Annotated in this window: 16 protein-coding genes and 1 pseudogene; 10 read left to right on the forward strand and 7 right to left on the reverse strand. The window is 68.3% G+C overall.

All coding sequences use genetic code 11. The annotated features are described in order from the left end of the window. Nucleotides 1-100: 100 nt before the first annotated feature. Nucleotides 101-2935: a DUF349 domain-containing protein gene (locus CK625_RS04190; RefSeq protein WP_095538935.1), complete on the forward strand. Its 2835-nt coding sequence runs from the start codon at nucleotides 101-103 to the stop codon at nucleotides 2933-2935. Nucleotides 2936-3106: 171 nt separating this feature from the next. On the opposite strand, the gene erpA is transcribed toward CK625_RS04190, so the two are convergent. The 7 genes from erpA to cphA (CK625_RS04225) all read right to left on the reverse strand — a co-directional run bounded on the left by erpA (nucleotide 3107) and on the right by cphA (CK625_RS04225) (nucleotide 15641). Then, nucleotides 3107-3484 (reverse strand): iron-sulfur cluster insertion protein ErpA, encoded by a 378-nt coding sequence (gene erpA, locus CK625_RS04195; RefSeq protein ID WP_172424698.1) that lies wholly within the window; start codon nucleotides 3482-3484, stop codon nucleotides 3107-3109. A 55-nt stretch (nucleotides 3485-3539) separates the two neighbouring features. Next, nucleotides 3540-4175 carry a bactofilin family protein gene (locus tag CK625_RS14245; RefSeq protein WP_095538936.1) on the reverse strand — a complete coding sequence of 212 codons (636 nt, stop codon included), beginning with the start codon at nucleotides 4173-4175 and terminating at the stop codon, nucleotides 3540-3542. A gap of 152 nt (nucleotides 4176-4327) precedes the next feature. After that, a complete protein-coding gene (locus CK625_RS04205) occupies nucleotides 4328-5170 on the reverse strand; it encodes a DUF6776 family protein (RefSeq protein WP_095538937.1) in 843 nt (280 codons plus the stop codon). A 346-nt stretch (nucleotides 5171-5516) separates the two neighbouring features. Further along, nucleotides 5517-7229, reverse strand: coding sequence for a long-chain fatty acid--CoA ligase (locus tag CK625_RS04210; RefSeq protein WP_095538938.1), 1713 nt, complete (start codon nucleotides 7227-7229; stop codon nucleotides 5517-5519). Between the two features lie 429 nt (nucleotides 7230-7658). After that, entirely contained in the window at nucleotides 7659-10169 is a 2511-nt protein-coding gene (rpoD, locus tag CK625_RS04215) for an RNA polymerase sigma factor RpoD (RefSeq protein ID WP_095538939.1), read from the reverse strand. Between the two features lie 537 nt (nucleotides 10170-10706). Next, nucleotides 10707-13289, reverse strand: coding sequence for a cyanophycin synthetase (cphA, locus tag CK625_RS04220; RefSeq protein ID WP_095538940.1), 2583 nt, complete (start codon nucleotides 13287-13289; stop codon nucleotides 10707-10709). Between the two features lie 36 nt (nucleotides 13290-13325). Beyond that, on the reverse strand, nucleotides 13326-15641 hold the full coding sequence (gene cphA / locus CK625_RS04225) for a cyanophycin synthetase (protein WP_095538941.1): 2316 nt from the start codon (nucleotides 15639-15641) through the stop codon (nucleotides 13326-13328). Between the two features lie 265 nt (nucleotides 15642-15906). Between cphA (CK625_RS04225) and CK625_RS04230 the strand changes: the two genes are divergently transcribed. The 9 genes and pseudogenes from CK625_RS04230 to CK625_RS04270 all read left to right on the forward strand — a co-directional run bounded on the left by CK625_RS04230 (nucleotide 15907) and on the right by CK625_RS04270 (nucleotide 25066). Further along, nucleotides 15907-18147, forward strand: a complete 2241-nt coding sequence (locus CK625_RS04230; protein ID WP_095538942.1) for an ABC transporter ATP-binding protein — start codon at nucleotides 15907-15909, stop codon at nucleotides 18145-18147. Nucleotides 18148-18198: 51 nt separating this feature from the next. Further along, nucleotides 18199-18834, forward strand: coding sequence for a DUF1854 domain-containing protein (locus CK625_RS04235; RefSeq protein WP_095538943.1), 636 nt, complete (start codon nucleotides 18199-18201; stop codon nucleotides 18832-18834). 193 nt (nucleotides 18835-19027) lie between these two features. Continuing rightward, nucleotides 19028-19318 (forward strand): BTH_I0359 family protein, encoded by a 291-nt coding sequence (locus CK625_RS04240; RefSeq protein ID WP_095538944.1) that lies wholly within the window; start codon nucleotides 19028-19030, stop codon nucleotides 19316-19318. A gap of 10 nt (nucleotides 19319-19328) precedes the next feature. Beyond that, a complete protein-coding gene (locus CK625_RS04245; RefSeq protein WP_095538945.1) occupies nucleotides 19329-20552 on the forward strand; it encodes a hypothetical protein in 1224 nt (407 codons plus the stop codon). 54 nt (nucleotides 20553-20606) lie between these two features. Then, nucleotides 20607-21464 (forward strand): formyltetrahydrofolate deformylase, encoded by an 858-nt coding sequence (purU, locus tag CK625_RS04250; RefSeq protein ID WP_095538946.1) that lies wholly within the window; start codon nucleotides 20607-20609, stop codon nucleotides 21462-21464. Between the two features lie 15 nt (nucleotides 21465-21479). Further along, a complete protein-coding gene (gene ubiA / locus CK625_RS04255) occupies nucleotides 21480-22379 on the forward strand; it encodes a 4-hydroxybenzoate octaprenyltransferase (RefSeq protein ID WP_095538947.1) in 900 nt (299 codons plus the stop codon). 16 nt (nucleotides 22380-22395) lie between these two features. Further along, nucleotides 22396-23031 (forward strand): cytochrome b, encoded by a 636-nt coding sequence (locus CK625_RS04260; protein WP_095538948.1) that lies wholly within the window; start codon nucleotides 22396-22398, stop codon nucleotides 23029-23031. Further along, nucleotides 23030-23615 (forward strand): annotated as a pseudogene (locus CK625_RS14065) (integrase core domain-containing protein); the annotation flags it as partial. The gene CK625_RS04260 and the pseudogene CK625_RS14065, both read left to right, overlap by 2 nt. Beyond that, nucleotides 23612-25066, forward strand: a complete 1455-nt coding sequence (locus CK625_RS04270; RefSeq protein ID WP_095538950.1) for an FAD-binding oxidoreductase — start codon at nucleotides 23612-23614, stop codon at nucleotides 25064-25066. The pseudogene CK625_RS14065 and the gene CK625_RS04270, both read left to right, overlap by 4 nt. The last annotated feature ends 4 nt before the right edge of the window (nucleotides 25067-25070 follow it).

A 25070-nucleotide genomic window follows, 5' to 3' on the forward strand; every position in this document is an offset into this window, starting at 1 on the left:
CGGCCCACACACCGCCGGCCCTCGCCGTGCGGGCTGCGCCGCTTTCAGCGGCAACGCCCCCCTGCGATGGCCCTTGTTTGCTTGACTGGATGAAAAGGCCATGGCCCTGTTTCCTTTCTTCTCGCGCAACAAAAACGCTCCGACGCCTGCAGCGCCGCCCGCCCAGGCCAAGGCCCCTGCCAGCGCCCCGGTTGCAGAGCCCCACCCGCTCGACACCGTGACGGGCGGCATTTTTTCCGCGGAGAATTCCGCCCAGCGCCAAGAGCGCGTGGCCCAGTGGCTGCAAAGCCAGCCAGACGCTGCGCTGCTGCAACAAGTCTATAAAGCCCTCAGCGCCCGCGACCAGGGCGCTGCCAAACCCATTCGCCAACGTATGAACGACATCCGCCAATCCCAACACCAGGAAGAAGCCAGCCAGGACTGGGCCGCCAAAGCCGAAAAAATCCTCGGCGCCGGCACCTTCCGCATTGCCGACGGCATGGCCTGGCTGCGCGATGCCGCCAAGGCCGGCGCGCCGCTGTCCAAGGAGCCCCTGGCCGAGCTGCGCAGCCGCATTGCCGAGCGCGTCAAGGCCCTGGAAGACCTGCAGCACAAGGCCATGGTGCAGAAAGAGGCCGCCGTGCTGCTGGCCCAGCGCATCGACGTGCTCTCGACCAAGCCCTGGCAGCACGCCAGCGAGGCCGAGGCCACGCTGGCCCAGGACGTGCAGAAGTGGCACGCCACCGCGCAAGAGCTCAGCCAGGCCGAGCTGTGGGGCAGTGTCGAGCCGCGCCACAGCAACGCCATCGACAGCTCGCGCGTGCAGCTGCAGCAGGTCTTCGAAGCCTTTGGCGCCGCGCTGGCGCAGGCCCGCCAAGCCGCCGAAGACCCCCAGGCGCCGCTGCCGCAGGTGCAGGTCTGGGCCGATGAACTGCGCACCCTGCACGGCGGCCAGGCCGCGGCCAGCGCCGGCCAGGCCGCCGCGCCGCTCTCGCCCGAGCAACAGGCCAAAATCAGCGCCGCCCTCAAGGCCCTGGAGCAAACCGTGCGGCAAGGTCAGGCCAAGCAAAGCAGCCAGGCCGCTGCCGCATTGCGCGAGAGCCTCAAGGAGCTGCACGGCAGCGTGGACGCCGAGCTGGAGCGGCGCATCAACCGCGCCCTGATCGACGCCGGCGATTTGCAAGGCTGGCAGCGCTGGGGCGCCAACCAGGTGCGCGAGGAGTTGATTGCCCGCGCCGAGCAACTCATGGATGCCCAGGGCAAGCCCCAGGCCAGCGGCAAGGCCCTGCAGGCCCAGGTGCGCGAGCTGCACGAGCAATGGCGCCAGGTCGACCGCTCCAGCCCGCCCAACGGCCACCTGTGGAAGCGCTTTGACGAAGCCATGGGCAAGGCCCGCGCCGTCGTGGACGAATGGCTCAGCAAGGTCAAGGCCGAAAGCCAGGCCCACAAGGCCCAGCGCCAGGCCATCATCGACGAGCTGCGCGCCTTCGCCGGCGGCCCCGAGCAGGCCAGCGCCGACCTCAAGGCCCTGAACCGCCAACTGCGGCAATTTGCCGAGCGCTGGCGCAACGCCGGCCACGTCAGCGACAAGATCTTCACCCAGCTGCAAACCCAGTGGAAAGAGGCCTACGACGCCGCCAGCGCCCCGCTGGAGCAGGCCCGCAAGCGCAGCGCCGAGCTGCGCCGCAGCCTGATCGAACAGGCCCAGACCCTGGCCGAACGCCAGCCGCTGGACATCCGCGCCATCAAGGAGCTGCAACAGCGCTGGCAGACCGAAGCCCAGAGCGTGCCGCTGGAGCGCAGGCTCGAGCTCAAGCTCTGGGACGCCTTCCGCCAGCCGCTCGATGCCGCCTTCAGCCGCAAGAGCGCGCAGCGCCACCAGGCCCAGGCGGCCGCATCGGCCCACGACCAGGCCGTGCTGCAAGCCGCCCAGACCCTGGAGCAGGCCGTGGCCAGCGGCGACGCCCAAAGCATCCGCGATGCCATGCAGGCCCTGCAGGGCGCCGTGCGCAGCGCCCCGGCAGACGCCACCCCGACGACAGCCACCCCCGAAGCCACAGAAGGCAGCGCGCCAGCGGCCGCCGCGCCCGGCCATGAGGCCGCCGCCAATGCGCCCACAGCCACCAGCGCCCAAGCCCAGCCGGCCCCAGCCGCCGCGCCCGAGGCGGCTGCCGCCGACGGGGCAGAACCTGCCGCGCCGGCCGAGGACGGCGCGCCAGCAGCGGCCAGCGACGATGCTGCTGCCGAACCCACTACCCCTGCCGCATCCGCTGCCCCCGCTGCGGCACCGGCCAGGCCCGTCATCGCCGTGCGCGGCGACGACCGCCCAGGCGCCCAGCCCGCCAGTGGCGCACACTCCGCTGCGCGCAGCGCAAGGCCCGGCGCACGCCCCGATGCCCGCCGCGAACGCCATGAGCGCAACGACCGTAGCGAGCGCCATGAGCGCCATGAGCGCCATGAGCGCCGCGAACGGCCGGCGGCCGCGCCGCGCCTGGGCGATGCCGCCTTCCGCGCCCAGCGTCAGGCCATGGACAACGCCCAGGCCGCGCTGCGCAAGCTGGCCGCGCAAGCCCATGGCGAAACCCTGACACAACTGCTGCAGGCCTGGAGCCAGCGCGACGCCCAGGCCGTGCCGGCGCACGCCCAGCTGGGCAAGCACCTGCCGGCCAGCCAATACAACGAGTGGAAGCAGCAAATCGGCCAGGCCGTCAGCGCCAGCTCCGAAGCCCAGGCCCAGGCCCTGCTGCGCCTGGAAGTGGCCGCCGACGTGCCCACGCCGGCCGAACACCTGAGCGAGCGCCGCGCGCTGCAGTTGCAGCTGCTCACCCAGCGCCATGCCGCCGGCCCCGAGCAAACCTGGGCCGAGGATGTGCGCAACGTCCTGGCCGGCGCCGCCGACGCACACAGCAGCAAGCGGCTGCAGGCTGCGCTGAAGGTCTTGCTCAAGCGCAGCTGACGCCCAGCGCCCCACGCGCCCGCCCATGCAAAAAGCCCCGCAGACTACGGTCTGACGGGGCTTTGTCTTGGGGCCTTGCCTTTGTCGGCTTGTCGGCAGCGCTCAGTATCTGCTGGGGTTTGTCTTCACGCGGGGGCTGGGGCGCGCGCAAGCGCCCTGCACTTCAAATGCTCACACCGAGAAGCTTGAGCCACAGCCACAGGTGGTGGTGGCATTGGGGTTCTTGATGACGAACTGCGCCCCTTGCAGGTCTTCCTTGTAGTCGATCTCCGCGCCCAACAGGTATTGGTAGCTCATGGCGTCGATCAGCAGCGAGACGCCATTCTTGGTCATGGTCGTGTCGTCCTCATTGGTGATCTCGTCGAAGGTGAAGCCGTACTGAAAGCCCGAGCAGCCGCCGCCCTGGACGAAAACCCGCAGCTTCAGATCCGGGTTGCCCTCTTCGGCAATCAGGTCGGCCACCTTGGCGGCGGCGGCGTCCGTGAAGTGGATCGGGGCGGGCATGGACGTGGCCTCAGGGCTGGTGGTGTTTTCAACGGCGGTATTCATCGTATTTCTCCGGTCGATGGCAAATGCAAAATGGTTGGCGGCGCAGGCGGCGATGCTAGGCCAATTTGGATGGCTGCGCTGCCGGGCTGGTCTTTGTGGCGGCGGCATTGCGGCGCGCGGCGTCGAGCGCATCCAGCGCCTGCAATGGATTGTCTTGCGCCGCCAGGGGCGGCACGGCAGGGGCGCGCTGCGGCTGCGGCTGCGGCTGCGGCTGCGGCTGCGGCTGCGGCTGCGATTGTGACTGCGGTTGAGGGCCGCGGGCCGCGGCAGGCTCGGGCACGCCAGGCGGCGCAGCCTGTGCGGCCGGGCCGCGCTCCTCGGCAGCCGCAGGCGGCACAATGGGCTGCATGCGCCCGGAGATCAAGGCGCCCTGGTGCATCTCAAGCTGCCGGTAGCTGACATCGCCATTGACGCGCGCCTTGGGCTGCAAGTCCAGCATCAGCGCGGCATGCAGCGGGCCTTCGACCACGCCATTGACGATGATGGTGTCGGCCTGGATGCCGCCGCTGACCCGCCCGTGCTCGGAGACGAACACCAGCGTGCCTTTCTTGGACTTGGCCTCATCGCCCGAGAGTGTGCCCTCGACCGTGCCATCGATGCGGATGCCATCGGCAAAGGTGATGTCGCCGTGCACGTGGCAGCCTTGGGCGATCAGGCTGCGGATAGGGGGTTGCTTGCTTTTGGAAAACATCGTTGGCTTTCAGGCAAAAGAGAAGGCGCTGCAGGGCGGGCCATCACGGCATGGCCCCAAAAGCCGCAAGGGTACTACGGAACCCCGGGCGCCAGCGAGCCCCCGGCCATGCACCGGCAGCGCGCGCTCAGCCTGCCGTGCAGGCCCGCAACTCAAGGCCCAGCCGCCGGCGACTTCACGGCCTGGCCCCGGGCCAAGCGCACCGTTTGCCGCGCGCGCTCCTGCCCGCCCTCGCGCACGATGGCGGTGATGCTGCGCACTTTCACGTCTGCGGGCACTTGCCAGTGCCCTTCCAGGCGCTGGTAGCGGCCAAACTGCAGCGCCTGCTGGCGCTGCGCGGGCGGCAGCCCCCAGGGCTTGCCGCCTTGCTGTGCGTCGATCTGCCAGTGCAGCTGGCCATTGAATGGCGCTGCGTCGCGGCGCGGCTGCATCAGCAGGATCTGCCAGTGCAGCTGCTGGCCATCGCCGCTGCGTTGCGCCTCCAGGCTGCGGATGCTCAGGGCCCCGCCTTCACCGGCGGGCAGCAGGTTTTCGTAAAAGCCCAGGTCATCGCGCAGGCGCTGGTTTTCGGCCTGCAGCTGCTCGATGTGCTGCTGCAGCTGGGCGATGGTGGCCGCATGCGCCAGGCGCAGCGCATCGGGCAGGGGCTGCTGGCCGGCGTCGTCTTCAGTTTCAGTCTCGGTCGGCGGCCGCGCCTTGCCATCGCCCTGCTGCGCGGCCACCGCCGGGCCCATGGCGGCCTGTGTGGCCTGGGCCTGGTTTTGCAACTGGCGCTGCAGCGCCAGCATGTCCTGGCGCAGGCGCTGCAATTGCTGCTGCGCCACGGCCTGCTCGCGCCAGCGCGCCAGCAGCTCCTGGCCCCAGCGCAGCCCGCCATAGAGCAGCACCAGCAAGGCCGCCAGCAGCAGCAGGCGCAAGGGCCAGGGCAGCAGTCTGCGCGGCGTCAGGCGGCGGCTGGCGGCTGGAATGCGGCGGGGAAATGGGCGCAGGCGCATGTGGTGTAAGTGGCTAAGCGGCGCCGCTGCGCAGCACTGGCTTGCCAGTGTGCCGTGTGCGGCAGGCAGCGCGGCACTGCCAGTCAGGGCCTGTTCAATGGCTCAGGGCCAAGCCCTGCTGGGTCATGCGCAAGGCGTCGGGGTCGATGCCCACGCTGCGCAGATTGAGCAGTTGCGCGATGAACTCGGCAGTCACCTGGTCGCTGCCGACCTGAGAGAAGCTGTATTGATAGGCCAGGCATGACGAGCTCTCCTCAAAAAGTGGGCAAGGGGGATGCGAGCGCCGCCACTATGCCAGCAGCGCGCGGGGGCTTGCAACACCCCCCGGGCGCGCCGGCGCGGCGCATCAGGCCACTTGGCTCGCCTGGCCCGCCTGGCTCAGCTCCTGCTCTTGCAGCACGCGCCACATCACCTTGCCGCTGCCGCTCTTGGGCAGGGCCGGCACGAACTCGATCAGACGCGGCACTTTGTAAACCGCCATGTTGTCGCGGCACCAGGCCAGGATGTCCTCGGCCGAAGTTTGCGCGTGATCGGGGCGCAGCACGACCACGGCCTTGACGGTCTCGCCCCGATAGTCGTCGCGCGCGGCGATGATGCAGGCTTCCTGAATGGCCGGGTGGCGGTACATCAGCGACTCGACCTCCGCCGGCCAGACCTTGAAGCCCGAGGCGTTGATCATGCGCTTGAGGCGGTCGGTGAGGAAGAAATAGCCTTCCTCATCCACATGGCCCAGGTCGCCGGTGCGGAAAAAGCGCTGCCCGTCGAGGGTGACAAAGGCCTGCTGCGTGGCCTCGGGCTGCTGCCAGTAGCCTTCGAACACCTGCGGCCCGCTGACCAGGATCTCGCCCTGCTCGCCCGGCGGCTGGGTTTGCAGCGTATCGGGGTCCACCACACGCGCTTGCACGCCGATGAAGGGGATGCCCAGGCACTGCAGCTTGGGGGTTTCCATCGGGTTGCTGTGCGAGGGTGCGGCTGTCTCGGTCAGGCCATAGCCTTCGATGTAGCGCAGCCCGAACTGCTCGTACAGCCGCTGGGCCACGGCCTGCGGCATGGCCGCGCCGCCGCCGCCGATGTGCTCCAGGCTGCTGAGGTCGAACTGGGCAAAGTTGGGGCTGGCCATCAGGTCGATCACCATGGTGGGGATGTTGGTCCAGCTGTTGACGCGCCATTTGGAGATCAGCCGCCCGGCCAGCTCCCGATCCCAGCGGGGCATCAGAATCTGCGTGGCCCCCAGATAAACGCCGCCGTGCATGACCACCACCATGCCCGTGATGTGGAACATCGGCACCACCGACAAGGTCACCGAGGCCATGCTTTGCCGCCCCCACAAGGCCGCGGCCATGATGTTGTAGTTGATGCTGCGGTGCAGGTGCATGCAGCCCTTGGGCAGGCCTGTGGTGCCGCTGGTGTAGGGCAGCACGGCCAGGTGCTCGGCCGTGGCGCAGTGCGCAGGCGGCGCGGCCTCGCAGGCCAGGGCGTCCAGGTAGCGGTGCACCTGCACGCCTTGCGCGCACGGCGCCGGGTAGTGCGTGCACAGCCAGTCGCGCCAGGCCGGCGGCGGCGCATCATCGCCCTGCACGTTGGCCTCGAAGGCATCGGTGAACTGCGTCACGATCAGGTGCTGCAGGCGCTGCTGCGCCTGCAGGGCATCACTGGCCTGGGCCAGCTGCGGCGCCAGATCCCCGGTGACCAGCGCCACGCGCGCGCCCGAGTCGGCAATGTAGTGCTGCAGCTCCTGGGCCAGGTTCATCGGGTTGACCGGCACCACCACCGCATTGGCGCGCAGCACCGCATAGTGCGCAGCCACCAGCTGCGGGCAGTTCTGCATCAGCACGATGACGCGATCGCCCTGCTGCACGCCCAGGCTGTGCAGGAAGGCCGCCAGGCGCTCGACCTGCTCGGCCAGCTGGGCATAGCTGGTCTGGGTGCCGAAGAAAACCAGCGCAGGCTTGTCTGGAAAGCGCTGCGCGCTCACGGCCAGGTTGTGCCAGACCGAAGTGGCGGACTGCGGAATCTGGTGTGGCATGTTCTTGGGCCAGTGGGCATGGTGCAAGGTCATGGTCAACGCGCTCCTTCAATGGGAATGGCAATGGGAATGGCAGAAATGGCATTGGGCGCAGCAGGCGCCCGCCGGGCAAAACGCTCTGTGCAGACTCCAAGAGCCTGTTCAAAGTCTCGGCGCGGGGTGGGCAGCAAGTGATTTGGGATGGGCTGCAAAGCGCAAAACGCAGCCATGGCCGCAGCCATGGCCGCAGCTGTGGCCAAGCTTTGCAACGGAGGGCAGAGCCGCCCCAATCCGCTGGGATTTACCCGCCATGCAGAGACTTTGAGCGGGTTCTAAAGGCAAATGCCGCCGCGCTCAATGGTGGCAGCCCCAGGGTTTGCGCCTCTCCAGCCCTTTTGCGTCACTTTGGTTACATGACGGGACCAGAAACAAAAAAACCCGCCCAGGGCTGGGCGGGTTGGGTGCGCTCCATGGCGGCGCGGCTCACAGGTTGTCGATGAAGCTGCGCAGCTTGTCCGAGCGGCTGGGGTGCTTGAGTTTGCGCAGCGCCTTGGCCTCGATCTGGCGGATGCGCTCGCGCGTGACGTCGAACTGCTTGCCCACTTCCTCCAGCGTGTGGTCGGTGCTCATCTCGATGCCAAAGCGCATGCGCAGCACCTTGGCCTCGCGCGGGGTGAGGCTGTCGAGGATGTCCTTGACCACATCGCGCAGGCCAGCCTGCATGGCCGCATCCATGGGGGCGACGTTGCTGGTGTCCTCGATGAAGTCGCCCAGGTGGCTGTCGTCGTCGTCGCCGATGGGCGTTTCCATCGAGATCGGCTCCTTGGCGATCTTCATGATCTTGCGGATCTTGTCCTCGGGGATTTCCATCTTCTCGGCCAGGATGGAGGCATCGGGCTCATAGCCAAATTCCTGCAGGTGCTGGCGCGAGATGCGGTTCATCTTGTTGATGGTCTCGATCATGTGCACCGGGATGCGGATGGTGCGCGCCTGGTCGGCGATCGAGCGCGTGATGGCCTGGCGAATCCACCAGGTGGCATAGGTCGAGAACTTGAAGCCGCGGCGGAATTCGAACTTGTCCACGGCCTTCATCAGGCCGATGTTGCCTTCCTGGATCAAGTCCAGGAACTGCAGGCCGCGGTTGGTGTACTTCTTGGCGATCGAGATCACCAGGCGCAGGTTGGCCTCGGTCATCTCCTTCTTGGCATCGCGCGAGGCCTTCTCGCCCGCGAGCATGCGCTTGTTGATGTTCTTGAGCTCCTCCAGCGGCACGACGACCTGGTTTTGCAGATCCAGCAGGCCTTGCTGCAGCTCCTGCACCGCCGGCACGTTGCGCCCGAGGATGTCGCTCCAGGGGTGCTTGCCCGCGGCCTCGCGCTCGACCCATTGCAGGTTCAGCAGGTTGGGCGGGAACTCGGCGATGAAGCGCTCTTGCGGCATGCCGCACTTGTCCACGACGATGGCCTTGATCTTGCGCTCGGCCTCACGGATGGACTTGACCTGCTCGCGCACCATGTCGCACAGCGTGTCGATGGTCTTGGCCGTGAAGCGGATGGTCATCAGCTCACGCGTGAGTGTGGTCTGTTGCTCGTTGTACTGCTTGGAGCCCCAGCCGTGGCGGTCGTAGGCCTTGTGCAGGCCCTCGAACAGCTCGCGCAGGTGGTCGAAATGCGCCATGGCCTTGTTCTTGAGCTCCTCCAGGCGCTTGGTCATGGCCTTGGAGCCGCCCTTGCCGTCGTCGTCATCGTCCTCGTCGAACTCGTCGAAGTCCTCCTCGGCCACGAAGTCGTCGGCCTCGTCGGGGTCGGCAAAGCCGTCCACGATGGTGGTGATCAGCACCTTGCCCTCGCGGATTTCCTCGCCCATGTTGAGCACGGCGGCGATGATGGCCGGCGAGGTGCTGATGGCCTCCATCATGTCCTGCATGCCGCCCTCGATGCGCTTGGCGATCTCGATCTCGCCCTCGCGGGTGAGCAGCTCCACCGTGCCCATCTCGCGCATGTACATGCGCACCGGGTCGGTGGTGCGGCCGAACTCGCTGTCCACGTTGGACAGCGCCGCCTCGGCCTCTTCCTCGGCCTCTTCCTCGGTGGTGACGTTCTGGCCGCTGTTGGACAGCAGCAGCGTCTCGGCATCGGGGGTTTGCTCGTACACGTCCACGCCCATGTCGCGCAGCAGCGCCACCACGACCTCCAGGGTCTCGGTCTCGATCAGCTTGTCGGGCAGGTGGTCGTTGATCTCGCCGTGCGTGAGGTAGCCGCGCGTGCGGCCCATCTTGATCAGCGTCTTGAGGCGCTCGCGGCGCTCGCGGTCTTCCTCTTCGGAGATCTCGCCCTCGTCCAGGCCGAACTCCTTCATCAAGGCGCGCTCCTTGGCCTTGCTGATCTTCATGCGCAGCGGCTTGGCCTTCTCCGCCTCGTCGCCACTGGTCTCGGCAGTCTCGGCCGCGCTGTCCTCTTCGGTTTCGTCCTCAAATTCCAGATCGTCGTCGAGATCGAAGCTGTCCTCGTCATCGAAGGCAGAGGCTTTGTCCTTGCCCTTGCCCTTCTTGGCAGCGGCCTTGCCGCCCTTGGCGGAAGACTTGCTGGCCTTGGCGGCCGTCTTGGCGGGCTTGTCGGCCGCAGCGGCGGCCTTGCTGGTTTTCTTAGCGGCCGCGCGCGGCTTCTTGCCGGCCTCGGTGTCGAGCTCGACTTCCTGCAACGGCTCCTGGGCCTTGCTCTTGGTGGCCTTGGTGGTTTTCTTCTCGGTCTTGGCGGCCGTCTTCGCAGCGGCACTGGCCTTGCTGGCGGCGGTGGTCTTTTTCTCTGTAGTCACTGTCTTGCTGGACGAGGGGGTTGGGGAGGATTTGGGCGTCTGGCTCGCGCGCGAGCGCACAGGCTTGCTCTGGCCGGCTGGCGCCGTGCTTTGCACGCCCTTGGCTGCCGCCTTGCCGGCACGCTGGGTGCTGGGCTCTGCAGCCTTGGGGCTATTGCTGGATTTCTTACTGGTAGCCATGGTGCACTCTCATTCGATTTGGACACGATCAATGTGGAGACGATCAATGGGCAAGACGCGCAATAGGCAAGACACGCAATGGGCAGGCCGCGCCAAGCGGCCCGGCGCCATGCCTGCTTCGCAGTCTCGAGCGCTGCAGCGCCATGATGCGGCCGCTGCTGCCAGGGCCGACCCGCAGGCAGCGCAGGCTGTCGCAAGGGCCAGGGGCGCGGGCAAGGCGGCGGCCGATTGGCCAACAGGCAAGGGCAAGCTGGGGGGCGAACATTTGGCATACAGTCCTTGCGGTCATTGAGGCGGTGTTTGTCCTGGACACGCTTGCCTGCTCCGGAGGTGCTGCTGTCGCGCTTGCTGGTTCGGGCCTGTCGGGCGCGCAAAAAAGCTTGAATCTGCACACCGGCCCGGCAATGCCGGGCCTTTGGATCACAGATTCACAGCCCCATATTATATTCGCGCGCCCTTTTTCAAGCCCCCCGGCGGGGCCATCGTGAAATACGCCGATGCCACGCAAAAAGGCGTTCACAGCAGGCTCTGAGGCCCTCACAAAGCCGCCAGGCGCCGCAGGTGGGCCAGCGCCTGCTCGACCTGGTCGATCAGCACCAGGCAGAAGTCCCCAGGCTGCAGGCGGGCGATAGCGGCGTCGATGGCCTGCATCTCGCCATGGATTTCCTCCAGATGGCCGATGCGGTAGCCGGGCTGATCGCGCATGCGCTCAAAACCCTCGCGCAGCAGCGCCAGCACCTCGCCATGCGCCCTGCCGCGCTGGGCAGCGTCCTGATAGAGGATGGCCTCGTCGAAGGCCGTGGCCAGGATCGAGGTCTGCGCCCGGATGTCCTCGTCGCGCCGGTCGCCCGCGGCACTGATGACCAGCACCCGCTTGCCCGCCGGCGTGGCCTGCACCACCTGCACCAGCGCGCGCATGGCGTCGGGGTTGTGGCCGTAGTCGGCCACGACGGTGGCGCCGTTGATCTGCAAGGTGTTGAAGCGCCCCGGGGCGTTGTCGCTGTCGTTGACGAAGCTGGCCAGGCCGCGGCGGATGGTTTGCGCCGGCAGGCCCACGGCCCAGGCCGCAGCCACGGCAGCCATGACATTTTGCACCTGAAAGCCGATGCGGCCGTGCTGCGTGATCGGGATTTCGGCCAGCGGGATGCTGTCGCGCCAGGCGCCCTCGGTGGCCACGATGGCATCGCCTTCGACGAACACGCTGCGCCGCCCCTGCGAGCGGTGCGCCGCCAGGATGGGGTGGTGCTTGTCCATCGCAAAGTAGATCACCTGCCCTGGCGTGGCGCTGGCCATGGCCGCTACCAGCGGGTCTTCGGCATTGAGCACCGCATGGCCCTTGGGCGAGACGTTGCGCACCGTCACGGCCTTGACCTGGGCCAGCTCCTGCACGGTGTCGATGTAGTTCAGCCCCAGGTGGTCGCCCTCGCCAATGTTGGTGACCACGGCCACCTGGCTCTGGTCGAAGCCCAGCCCTTCGCGCAGGATGCCGCCGCGCGCCACCTCCAGCACGGCCGCATCCACCAGCGGATGGAACAGCACGTTGCGCGCGCTGCGCGGGCCGCTGCAGTCGCCGCTTTCGATCTGCCGGCCATTGATGTAGATGCCATCGGTGTTGGTCATGCCGGTGGTCAGGCCGTGGGCCATGAGCAGGTGCGCGATCAGGCGCGCCGTGGTGGTCTTGCCGTTGGTGCCGGTGACGCTGATGAGCGGAATGCGGCCGTCGTTGCCCTTCTCGAACAGCATGTCCACGACGTATTTGCCGATCGGCCGGGGCTGGCCGAACGAGGGCGCCAGGTGCATGCGCAGCCCGGGCGCGGCATTGACCTCGACCACACCGCCGGCCTGCTCCTCCAGCGGACGCTCGACGCTCTCGCACACCACATCCACGCCGCAAATGTCCAGCCCCACCATCTGCGCGGCGGCCACGGCGCTGGCGGCCACGGCCGGGTGCACGGAGTCGGTCACGTCGGTGGCCGAGCCGCCCGTGCTGAGGTTGGCGTTGTGGCGCAGCACGACCTTGCGCCCTGGCTCGGGCACGGATTCGGGCGTCAGCCCTTGCAGCTGCAATTGCCCCAGTGCGATGTCGTCGAGCCGGATGCGCGTGAGCGAGGTGGCATGGCCATCGCTGCGGCGCGGGTCAAGATTGACGATGTCCACCAGCTCGCGCACGCTGTGCTGGCCGTCGCCGATGACCTGCGGCGGCTCGCGCCGCGCAGCAGCAGCCAGGCGACTGCCCACCACCAGCAGGCGGTAGTCCTGCCCGGGCAGATATTTCTCCACCATCACCACGCCATATTTTTCCGCCGCGCGGTAGGCGGCCTCAAGCTCGGCGCGGGTCTGGATATTGACTGTCACGCCCTTGCCCTGGTTGCCATCCTGCGGCTTGGCCACCACTGGCAGGCCCACCTCCTGCGCCACCTGCCAGGCCTCGTCCAGCGAGGCCACCGGGCGGCCCAGCGGCACGGGCACGCCGGCGGCCAGCAGCAGCTTCTTGGTCAGCTCCTTGTCCTGCGCGATCGACTCGGCCACGGTGCTGGTGGCATCGACCTCGGCGGCCTGGATGCGGCGCTGGCGCGAGCCCCAGCCAAATTGCACCAGCGAGCCGCGCGTGAGCCGCCGCAAGGGGATGCCGCGCGCCAGCGCGGCCTGGGCGATGGAGCCGGTGCTGGGGCCCAGGCGCTCGTGTTCGTCAAGCTCGCGCAAGCCGTTGATGATGGCCGCGCCGTCAAAAGTGGTCTGCGCCTGGCCCGAGGCGGCCTGGATCAGCGCCAGCGCCGCATCGATGGCCTGGCGCCCCACGGCCTCCTCGCGGTACTCGACCACGACCTGGTACACGCCCGCCTCGCTCGTGGGCACGGTGCGCGCAAAGCCGATGGCCACGCCCGCCTCCTGCTGCAGCACGGCCGCGGCAAACTGCAGCACATGCGCCAGCGAGGTCGGGCTGCCGTCTTCCGTGGTGAGCGTGCCAATGGCCGGGAACAGCGCCCGCAGGCGCGAAGCCAGGCCAGGCAGGCGCGTGAGGTCGCATTCTTCGGGCGTGCAGTGCACCGTGACCAGCATGGCGGTCTTGCGGCTCCACAGGTTGGGGCCGCGCAGGGCGCGGATTCGCAGAATTTCCATGGCGTGCAGCGTGTGGGGTGATCGGGAAAAGCCTTGTCAGTGAAGCGCCGGCGTGCGCGCAGCCTGTGGGCCGGGCAGGCGCGGATCGAAGGTGCGGATGCCCGCGCCAATGAGCTCGGGCGCGATGCCCATGGTCCAGGCCATGGCCACTGCGGCCAGCAACTGCGTTTGCTGCAGGCCCAGCGTGGCCGCGTGCTGGCACAGCGCCGGCCAGTCTTCGATGCGCTCGCAGCCGGCTTCGCCGTGCAGCTCGATGGCGCTCTCGCCTGGCAGCACCCAGCGCGCCTGGGGCGCCTCGGGCGCTGGCTCGTCGCCCTGCGGGGCATCGTGCGCCTGTTGCGCCTGCTGCTCCTGTTGTTGCTGCAGCCAGCGCTGGCGCGCCGCGGCATCGCTGGCGTAGAACACCAGCGCGCCATCGCACAGCGGCGCCAGCGCCGCGACCTGCTCGTCATCGGCATTGAGCACGGCCACGCCACTGGCCAGCACCACGTCCACCTGGGTGCGCAGCACGCGGGTCATTTGCTGCTTGTCCTGGATGTCGTAATCGGCCAGTTCCTCATGGCCGGCCATGTCGGTGACGGCGCCGATGTGGCAGCGGTCGTAGCTCAGGCCCTCGGCCAGGATGCTGCGCGGGCTGTTCTCGATCACGGCCACCTCGATCTGCTGGTTCATCAGCAGGCGGTTGCCGGCCTCCCAGTGGTCGCTGGCGCGCCGGTCGATGAGGCGCTTGTCCAGGAAGATGCCCTGGCGGCAGGCCACGCCCACGTGCCGGCCCGAGAGGTGCAGCAGCCAGCCCACCAGCCGCGCAATGCCGGTGGTGCCGTGGCGCCCGGCGATGCCGATGATGGGGATGCGCCCGGAGAGATCGGCGCCGTCCTGCAGCGGCGGCGTCGGGAACAGGTATTCGACGATGGCCTGGCCCACCGGCTGGGGCGAGCCCACGGCGGGCTTGAGGTGCATCAGCAGCCCTGGGCCGGCGTTGACCTCGATCACCGCCCCGCCCTGCTCGCCCAGCGGGCGGGCGATGTCTTGGGCCATCACGTCCACGCCGGCGATGTCCAGGCCGACCACGCGCGCGGCCAGCGCCGCAGCCTCGGCGGTTTCCGGGTGCACCTCGTCGGTGCAGTCCACCACCACGGTGCTGCTGCGCTGGATCAGCACCAGCTTGCCGCGCGCGGGCACGCTGTGCGGCGTCAGCTCCTGGGCCTTGAGCTCGCGCAGCACGTCGGGCTGCTGCACGTCCACCCATTGCGCGGTGGCCGCCTCGGGGCCCTCATCGCCCTCGCCCACAGCCGCGCCCGCGCTGCGGCGGCGCGGGTCGCTGTTGAGCTGCGCCTGCACCAGCTGCTGCACGGTCAAGACGCCATCGCCGGTGACTTTGAGCGACTCGCTGCGCGCTGCGGCCACCACGCGCCCGCCCACCACCAGCAGGCGGTGCTCGTTGCCCGGCACCATGCGCTCGACCATGACCTCGTAGCCGTGCGGCTCAGCCGCGTGCCAGGCGGCCTCGACCTCCTCCTGGGTCTGCAGGTTGACGAACACGCCGCGATTGCGCGAGGCGTCCGAGGGCTTGACGACCACGGGCAGGCCGATGTCCTGCGCGGCCTCCCAGGCCTGCTGCGCGCTGGCGGCAATCTGCCACTCGGGCACCGGCACGCCGCAGATCTGGATCAGCGTCTTGGTCATGTCCTTGTCGTTGGCAATGCCCTCGGCAATGGCGCTGGTGTTGGCCGTCTCGGTGGTCCAGATGCGTTTTTGCGCCGCGCCGTAGCCCAGTTGCACCAGGTTGCCGTCGTTGAGGCGAAAGGCCGGGATGCGGCGCTCGAACGCGGCATCGACGATGGCCGTCGTGCTCGGGCCCAGGTAGCGCTCGTCAATCACCTCGCGGATTGCCGCCACGGCCGCGGGCACGTCAAAGGGCCGGTCGTTGATGGCCGCCATGATGAGGCGGTGGCCCTCGCGCAGCGCCGTGCGCGCGACCTGCTCGTCACGGGCGCGAAACACCATGCGGTACACGCCCGTCTGCGAGGTGCTGCGCGTCTGGCCAAAGGCCGTGGGCATGCCCGCCAGGTTCAGCAGCTCGATGATGATGTGCTCCAGGATGTGGCCGCACCAGGTGCCTTCATCGAGCCGCATCAGAAAGCCGCCGCGCTCGCCCACGCCGCAGTGGTGCTCGATCAGGCCGGGCAGCCAGGCCTTCAGGCGCCCTGCAAAGCCCTCGATCTTGTTGGAGGGAAAGTCCTCCAGCCGGCCCAGATCCAGCCAGACCTCCAGCACCTCGCGGTAGGTCCAGATGCTGGGGCCGCGCAGGTAGTTCACGCGCAGCAGCGCAATATCCTCGAAAACTGGCATGTGGTGATGGTGTGGTGATGGTGCAAAACGGCTTGGGGGATGCCCCGCACGAATGGCGGCGATTGTGGCACGGCCGCCACGCACGCCGGCTGGCAAGCGTCAAAAGCTGTTGCGCCTGCGCCGCCGTGGGCGGCGCCTGCCAGAGGCGTGTCAACAAAGGGCGATGCAGGCGCGTTGTCGGCAGCTTGTGGCCGCTGGCCGCCCAGCCCTTGCGCCAAGCGCCCAGGCCCGGTGGCAAGATAGCGGCCTCCAACTCCCGCCCGACATGACTGCTGTTTCACCGCCCCCTGCCGCACCGCAGCTGCCCTTGGCTGCGCACGAGAACGTGCTGTGCGCGCTCGACGTTGACCTGAGCCAGGAGCTGCGCTTCGCGCCCGGGCGCGTGGTGCTCACCGACCAGGCGCTGTACGGCTGGCAAGCAGGCCAGGCGCAATACCAGCGCTGGCCGGCCAGCGGCCGGCTCGACGCCCGCCACACGCTGCAATTGCACGAGAGCGCCGGCCTGCTGACGCTGGGCCTGCACACGCCCGAGCAGCGGCTGGCGCACTGGCACCTGAGCCAGCAAGGCAGCATCCAGGCGCAGCGCCTGCTCGAGCACTTCAAGGCCCAGGTGCATGGCGACGCGCAAAGCGCCCAGCGCGCGCAGGACCTGTCCACCTGCACCGCCTGCGGCGCCGCCCTGCCGCAAGGCAGCAGCGCCTGCACCGCCTGCGCCGAGAAGGAAGAAGAAGCGCCCGTCTCCAGTTGGGTGCTGCTGCGCCTGCTGCGCTTTGCCAAGCCCTACCGCAAGCTCATCGCGCTGGGCTTTGTGCTGACGCTGGCATCGACGGCCGCCACGCTGGTGCCGCCGTACCTGACCATCCCGCTGATGGACGACATCCTCATCCCCTACCAGTCGGGCCAGCCCATCGACGCCGCTCTGGTGGCCTGGTACCTGGGGGCGCTGCTGCTGTCGGCCATCGTCGCCTGGGCGCTGGGCTGGAGCCGCACCTACGTGCTCTCGCTGGTCTCCGAGCGCATCGGCGCCGATTTGCGCACCACCACCTTCAACCACCTCATGCGCCTGTCGCTGGACTACTTCAGCAGCCGCCGCACGGGCGATCTCATCACCCGCATCGGCTCCGAGACCGACCGCATCAACACCTTTCTCTCGCTGCACGCGCTGGATTTCGCCACCGACGTCATCATGATCGTCATGACGGCGGCCATCTTGCTGTCCATCGACCCCACGCTGGCGCTGGCCGCCCTCGTGCCGCTGCCCTTTATCTTCATCCTCATCCAGCGCGTGCGCGCCAAGCTCAAGGTGGGCTTTGAGCGCTCCAGCCGCGTCTGGTCGCAAATCACCAACGTGCTGGCCGATGCCATCCCCGGCGTGCGCGTGGTCAAGGCCTTTGCGCAGGAAGGGCGCGAGCAGGAGCGCTTTGCCGAGGCCAACCGCGTCAACCTCATTGCCAACGACCGCGTCAACCGCGTCTGGTCGCTGTTCTCGCCCACCGTCACGCTGATGACCGAGGTGGGCACCCTCGTCGTCTGGGCCTTTGGCATCTGGCTGGTGGCGGGCAACACCATCACCGTGGGCGTGCTGGCGGCCTTCATCGCCTACATCGGGCGCTTTTACACGCGGCTCGATTCCATGAGCCGCATCGTCAGCATCACCCAGCGCGCCGCCGCCGGGGCCAAGCGCATCTTCGACATCCTCGACCACGTCTCCACCGTGCCCGAGCCGGCCCAGCCCACGCCCCTGCCCGCCGTGCAAGGCCATCTGCGCCTGAAAAACCTGGGCTTTCGCTACGGCAGCCGCACCGTGCTGCGCAACCTCAACCTGGAGATCGCGCCGGGCGAGATGATCGGCCTGGTAGGCCACAGCGGCTCGGGCAAATCCACACTGGTCAACCTCATCTGCCGCTTCTACGACGCCAGCGAAGGCGCCATCCTGTGCGACGGCATTGACTTGCGCCACATCGCCGTGGCCGACTATCGCCGCCACATCGGCCTGGTGCTGCAAGAGCCTTTTCTGTTCTTCGGCACCGTGGCCGAGAACATCGCCTACGGCAAACCCGATGCCACGCGCGAGGAAATCATCGCTGCCGCGCGCGCCGCGCACGCGCACGACTTCATCCTGCGCCTGCCCCACGGCTACGACTCGCTGGTGGGCGAGCGCGGCCAAAGCCTCTCGGGCGGCGAGCGCCAGCGCATCAGCATCGCCCGCGCGCTGCTGATCGACCCGGCCATCCTCATCATGGACGAGGCCACCTCCGCCGTGGACACCGAAACCGAAAAGGAAATCCAGAAAGCGCTGGACAACCTCGTGCAAGGCCGCACCACCATCGCCGTGGCGCACCGCCTCTCCACCCTGCGCAAGGCCAACCGCCTCGTCGTCATGGACCGCGGCCACATCGTCGAAGTCGGCGGCCACGACGAGCTGCTGGCGCGCCAGGGCGCGTACTGGCGGCTCTACCAGGCCCAGCAGCGCCGCGAGCAGCAGCAACAGCAGCTCGGCGACTGACTTGACTGACGCCCCCGCCAAAGCCCCTGCCGCCCATCGCAAGGACACGCCATGACCTCCCAGCCCCCTGCCAAGCCCAGCGCCTCGCACCTGCGCTACCTGCCCGCGCACGTGCTGGTGCTCGGCGCCGACACGCCAGCCGAGCAGCTCCAGCTGGATCAGCACGGCCAACTGATCCTGCACCTGCCCGCCCAGGCTGCCCAGGCCGCTCTGGCCGCTCACGTCGCCCACGATGGCGCCGAAGCGCCAGCGCCTGCAGCCGCCGCGCAGCCGCCACTGCAGCAGCCCATCGCCGTGCAGCCCGTGCCCGCCTTTGCCCTGAGCGCGCCGCGCCAATGCCTCTCGCTGGTCGATCAGCAAGGCAAGGAGCGCGCCTACATCGAGCGGCTCGACGCCCTGCCCCAGCCTTGCCAGCAGGCCATCGCCACCGCCCTGGCCGGGCGCGAGTTCATCCCCAGGATCACCGCCATCGAGGCCGTCAGCAGCTTCTCCACCCCCTCGCTGTGGCAGGTGCACACCGACCGCGGCCCCACCGCGCTGCTGCTGCAAAGCGAGGACGACATCCGCAAGCTCGACGCCCAAGGCCAATGCCTGCGCATCACCGACAAGCACAGCCTGCAATACCAGATCGACGACGTCGAGGCCCTGCCCAAGGCCTCTCGCAAGCTGCTGGCGCGCTTCATTTGAGCGCTGCTCCCAAACCACGACACGCCGGCTGCGCCCACGGGCAAACCCCGATTGCGGCACCCTGCGCAAGGCCTGGCAGGCGGCGGTTTTCGTGCATACTGACCCCATACAACCTCAACCCTGCCCACACCTCTTGAAAGCCCAGCCCCGGACCCTATCCATGAGTCATGCTCCCATCGCATTGGAGGATTCCATGAACACTCTTTATGACTCCGAAGCCTTTTCGGTCGTGCACATGCAGCAGGACATCGCCCCGCCGCCGCACGATGGGCAGCGCCCCGGCGCCGGCGTGCAGTTGGTGCGCCACGGCTTTGAAATCGTGGACAAGCGCTCCGGCCGCGAGGTCTATCTGGACGGCAGCTGGGCCGAGCTGTTCCACGCCCAGATCCAGGAATGGCAGCGCAACACCCCCACGCAGGAAGAAGTGGAGGACACGCTGGACAGCTACACCGGCCTGGCCCAGCACCCAGTATTGGTGCACTGAACCTGCACGCATGCCCTTCCCTGCACGGCCAACCCCACAGCGCCACACCCGGGCTGGCCTGCGTCTGGCCTGCCAGGGCCTGCTGGCGCTTTGGCTGACAGTTGCGGCCCCACCGGCACAAGCCCTGAACGCCCCTGCGGGCTGGAGCGTGCAAGCCCAGCAGAACATGACGGCCTTCGTGCCGCCCGGCCTGGGCCAGGCGGGCCAGGGCCGCTTCGTCATGCTGCTCTCGGCGCCGCTGCCGATGCATGGCATGCCGCTGCAGGAGTGGGCCCAGCAGATGGCCGACAAGCTCTCGGGCAGCTACGGAAAGCTGCTCTCGCGCGGCAGCCCCGGCTTTCAGGCGCCGCTGTGGCGCGTGCAGCACCAGGTGCAAGTGCAAGGCCAGACGCTCAGCGCCTTCTACCATGCCTTCGTGCATGCGCCAGATCAGGCGCGCATTTCCGTCATGCTGGGCCAGCCCTCCCTGCTGGAGCAATACGCCACCGGCGGCGCGCAAATCATCGCCTCGGCGCTGCGGGAAGCGCCAGCCATCCGCATCGCGGCCCAAGCCCCTACAGCCACCGCAGCCGGTCGCCGCAATGGCAATAGCCAGATGGACCAGCAGCGCCCAGCCCAGCCGCCGCAGGCCAACCAGAGCCGCCAGGCCGCCAGCGCCCAGCTGCCCTTTGCGCCGGGCGACATCCACGCCGTGCTCAACCACAGCGAAACCAGCTACGGGGTTTATGGCCTGGAGGTGATCGAAACCACGCACGTGCTGCTGAACAATGGCCGCCTCTACACCAATGGCCAGGCCCAGGGCCAATGGCGCAAGGCCGGCAGCGGCTACCAGCAGCAGGGCCAGGGCGGCGGCTGGCAGGCCCTGCCGGGCGATGCCGTGCACGGCCTGAGCGTCCAGGCGCTGGTAGGCAGCTTCAACGCCGACCGCGGCGCCTCTTTTGGCACTACCAGCGCCGTGACGCACAACCGCCTGCGCCTGCTGGCCAATGGCCGCTTCGAGGCCGATCGCGGCTTCAGCGGCCACACCCAGATGGGCGACGCCATCACCACTCCGCGCGCCAGCACCTCGCGCAGCCACAGCCGCCAGCGCCAGGGCAGCTGGCGGCTGCTGGGCCCGCACGTGCTGGAGCTGCGCGGCGACGATGGCCACACGCAGCAGCTGATCGGCTATTTCACCGACGCCCAGCGCCGCTGGCTGAACCTGGGGCAAACGGCTTACCAACGCAGCCAGTAAGCAGGGGGGCCTGGCCTTGGGCGGCGCGCATTCGGTGCGACAATCACGCCCCTTATGAGTCACGCTTGCCCTACTTTCATCCTGACCCTCTCCTGCCCTGACCAGAAAGGGCTGGTGCATGCCGTCTCCGGCTTTTTGCTCGAGCAAGGCGGCAACATCGAGGAAGCTGCGCAGTTCAACGACCACTCCACCGGCCTGTTCTTCATGCGGCTGCAGTTTTCCGTGCAGCAACGCAGTCTGGCGCAATTGCAGGAGGCCTTGCAAAGCTTTGCCCAGCCGCTGCAAATGCGCTGGAGCCTGCACGATGCGGCCCAGCCCGTGCCCACGGTGGTGTTCGTCAGCCGCGAGGGGCATTGCCTCAACGATTTGCTGTTTCGCTGGAAAAGCGGGCTGCTGCCCATCGACATCCGCGCCATCATCAGCAACCACCGCGACTTCTACCAGCTCGCGGCCAGCTACAACGTGCCCTTTCACCACATCCCGGTCACCAAGGACAACAAGGCCCAGGCCGAGGCCCGGCAGTACGAGGTCATCCAAAGCGAACAGGCCGAGCTGGTGGTGCTGGCGCGCTACATGCAAATCCTCTCGGACGATCTGAGCCAGAAACTCGCTGGCCGCGCCATCAACATCCACCACAGCTTCCTGCCCAGCTTCAAGGGCGCCAAGCCCTACTACCAGGCGCACGACCGGGGCGTCAAACTCATCGGCGCCACGGCGCACTACGTCACCGCCGACCTGGACGAAGGCCCCATCATCGAGCAGGACGTGGCGCGCGCCTCGCACACCGACACGGTCGAGGACCTGACCGCCCGCGGGCGCGACACCGAAAGCCAGGTGCTGGCGCGCGCCGTGAAATGGCACAGCGAGCACCGCATCCTGCTCAACGGCCACAAGACGGTGGTGTTCCGCTAAGGCCCAGCCCCTGCCATGCACGCCGAGCCCCGCCCTCCCGCCGCGCCGATCGACCTGGCGCAGCGGCTGCGCAACTACCTGGACCTGATCCGCTGGAACCGCCCGGCGGGCTGGCTGCTGTTGCTGTGGCCCACGCTCAGCGCGCTGTGGATTGCCGCGCAAGGCTTTCCCGGCTGGCATTTGCTGCTGGTGTTCACGCTGGGCACCATCCTGATGCGCAGCGCCGGCTGCTGCGTCAACGACATTGCCGACCGGAAATTCGACCGCCACGTCAAGCGCACCTCGCAGCGCCCCATCACCACCGGGCGCACCAGCGTGCGCGAAGCGCTGGCCGTGGCGCTGGTGCTGACTCTGCTGGCCTTCGCGCTGGTGCTCAGCACCAATGCGCTGACGATTGCCTGCTCGGTCTTTGCCGTGGCCATCACCGTCTTCTACCCCTACACCAAGCGCTTTTTCTCCATGCCGCAGGCCGTGCTCGGCGTGGCCTTCAGCTTCGGCATCCCCATGGCGTTCGCTGCCGTGCAGGCGCGCATCCCGGCTGCGGCCTGGTGGCTGCTGCTGGGCAATTTGTGCTGGGTCATCGCCTACGACACCGAGTACGCCATGGTCGATCGCGACGACGACCTGCGCCTGGGCATGAAGACCTCGGCCATCACCCTGGGCCGCTGGGACGTGGCCGCCATCTTGCTGTGCTATGGCCTGTTTCTGGCCTGCTGGGCCTGGGTGCTGCGCCCGCAGGCGCTGGGCTGGCCCTGGCACTTGGCTTTGGCGCTGGCGGCTGCGCAGGTGCTCTGGCATGGCTGGCTGATCCGCCTGCGCCGCCGCGAGGACTGCTTTCGCGCCTTCACGCAAAACCACTGGCTGGGCCTGACGCTGCTGATCGGCATCGCGCTGGGCTACGCCCTGAAGGCTTGACCGCCCAGGCAACGCCATGCCTGCACCGAACCTTCGCCGCAGCCACTTGAGCGCCGCCCCGGCCGCCCTGCCCTGGCGCGACAACCCGCTGCGCTTTGGCCGCATCAGCCGGCTGCTGCACTGGGCCATGGCGCTGCTGCTGGCCTGGCAGTTCGTCGGCATGGCGCTCAAGCTGGCTTTTGATCTAAGCCCGCGCGACTCCTGGCTGGTGGGCACGCACAACCACGTGGGCATGGTGCTGTGGCTGCTGGCCGTGCTGCGCGCCCTCTGGGCGCTGGCGCAATGGCCGCGGCGCCCGGCCTACGGCCCAGGCCTCATCGCCCAGTGCGCGCGCGCCGGGCATGGGCTGCTGTACCTGCTCATGCTGCTGGTGCCCACGCTGGCGCTGCTGCGCCTGTATGCCTCGGGCCGGGCCTTTGCGCTGTTCGGGCAGTGGCCAATCTTTGGTGCCTCAACGCCCAATCAGGCCCTGGTGCAGGCCATCAACGCCCCGCGCGACAGCCTGGGCGCCAGCTGGCATGGGCTGCTGGGCTGGCTGCTGCTGGCCGTGATTGCCGGGCACATCGCCATGGTGCTGGTGCACCATTTCATCTGGCGCGACGACACGGCGCGCCGCATGCTGGGCCGCCGCGGCCCTGCCTCTACGGACTAGGCGCACTGATGCGGGCAAGATCGAACGCGCTGCGGCCCTGCGGCGCACACGAGGGCTGACCTGCGCACGGATTGCCGAGCGCTTGGGCTTATCCCAAAGCACCGTGGCACGCGCCTGCCAAGCCGCAGGCTTGGCCCGCTCGCCGCCCTTGCAAGAAGCACCGCCCGTGTGCCGTTACTGCCGCAGCCCATGGCGTGAAGATCGAGCGGATGATGACCGACAATGGAGTCGCCTGCCGATCACGGCGCTTTGTCAGGCTGCGGCAGCGGCTGAAGATCAAGCACCTTCGCAGCAAACCCTGTACGCCGCGCACCCATGGCAAGGCCAAGCGCTTCATCCAGACACTGCTGCGCGAATGGGCTGATGCGTATCGCTTATGCATATCGGTATCCCAGCTCAGCTGCATCGTGCGGCTGAGCTGGCGCCCCGGATGCATCATGACAACTTCCATCGCCCTCACTCGGCCACAGGGCCACAGGGCCACAGAGCACTTGCCACCTGCTACCCGGCTGGGCTCTGCGGGCAACAACGTGTTGAGAGACTCCACCTCGCTTTACCGCACAGAAAGGACACGCGCGCCATGACCACCGAATCCCTGCTCCATCTGTTGCGCCAGACTGTGGGCGACGCCCACGTGCTCACCGGCGCGGGGCTGGAGCGCTACGAGCGCGACTGGCAGCAGCGCGTGCATGGCAAGGCCCTGGCCGTGGTGCGCCCGGCCAGCACGGCCGAGGCGGCCGCCGTGCTGGCTGCCTGCGCCCAGGCGCGGGTGGCGGTGGTGCCCCAGGGCGGCAACACCGGGCTGGTGGCCGGCGGCGTGCCCGATGCCTCGGGCACGCAAGTGGTGTTGAGCCTGCAACGCATGCAGGCGGTGCGCGCCATCGATGCGCACAACATGACCATGACGGTCGAGGCCGGCTGCACGCTGCAGCAGGTGCAACAGGCTGCCGCCCAGGCCGGCCTGCTGTTCCCGCTCAGCCTGGGCTCGGAGGGCAGCTGCACCATCGGCGGCAACCTGGCCACCAACGCCGGCGGCACGCAAGTGGTGCGCTACGGCAATGCGCGCGAGCTGTGCCTGGGGCTGGAAGTCGTCACCGCCCAGGGCCAGATCTGGGAGGGGCTGTCGGGCCTGCGCAAGGACAACACCGGCTACGACCTGCGCGATTTGTTCATCGGCAGCGAAGGCACGTTGGGCGTGATCACCGCCGCCACGCTGCGCCTGTACCCGCAGCCGGTGGCGCAGCTGACGGCCTGGGTGGCGCTGCCCGATCTGCAGCAGGCCAGCGCCTTGCTGCAACTGGCGCGCCAGCAGCTCGATGCGGGCCTGAGCGGCTTTGAGGTCATGAACCAGCTTGCGCTGAGCCTGGTGGCCAAGCACCTGCCGCAGCTGCGCCCGCCGATGTGGCAAAGCCAGCCTTGGTGCGTGCTGCTGGAGCTCTCGGACAGCCAGTCCGAGCAGCACGCCCGCGAGCGTTTGGAGCGCCTGCTGGAAGCGGCGCTGCAGCAGGGCCTGATCAGCGACGCCATCGTCGCCGCCAGCGTCCAGCAGGCCCAGGCGCTGTGGCACGTGCGCGAGGGCATCACCCTGGCGCAGGCCCAGGAGGGGCAGAACCTCAAGCACGACGTGTCGATCGCCATCTCCGCCATCCCGCAGTTCGTGCAGCAGGCCAATGCCGCGCTGCTGCAGGCCTGGCCCGACGTGCGCATCCTCACCTACGGCCACCTGGGCGATGGCAATCTGCACTACAACGTGCAGCACCCGCAGGGCCAGACGCCGGCGCAGTTCAACGCCCGCCACGGCCAGGCGATTTCCGAGACGGTGTACGCGCTGGTGCGGCGCTTTGGCGGCTCCATCTCGGCCGAGCACGGCATCGGCGCCCTCAAGCGCGATACGCTGCCCCAATACAAATCCCCCGTGGCGCTGCAGCTCATGCGGGCCATCAAGCAGGCGCTCGATCCGCAGGCGCTCATGAACCCGGGCAAGGTGCTGGCCGCCCTGCCTGCCCAGCCAGGCGCCCAAGGCGGTGCAGAATAGCGCT

This window comes from Vandammella animalimorsus, from assembly GCF_002285265.1.
Taxonomy (GTDB): Bacteria; Pseudomonadota; Gammaproteobacteria; order Burkholderiales; family Burkholderiaceae_C; genus Lampropedia.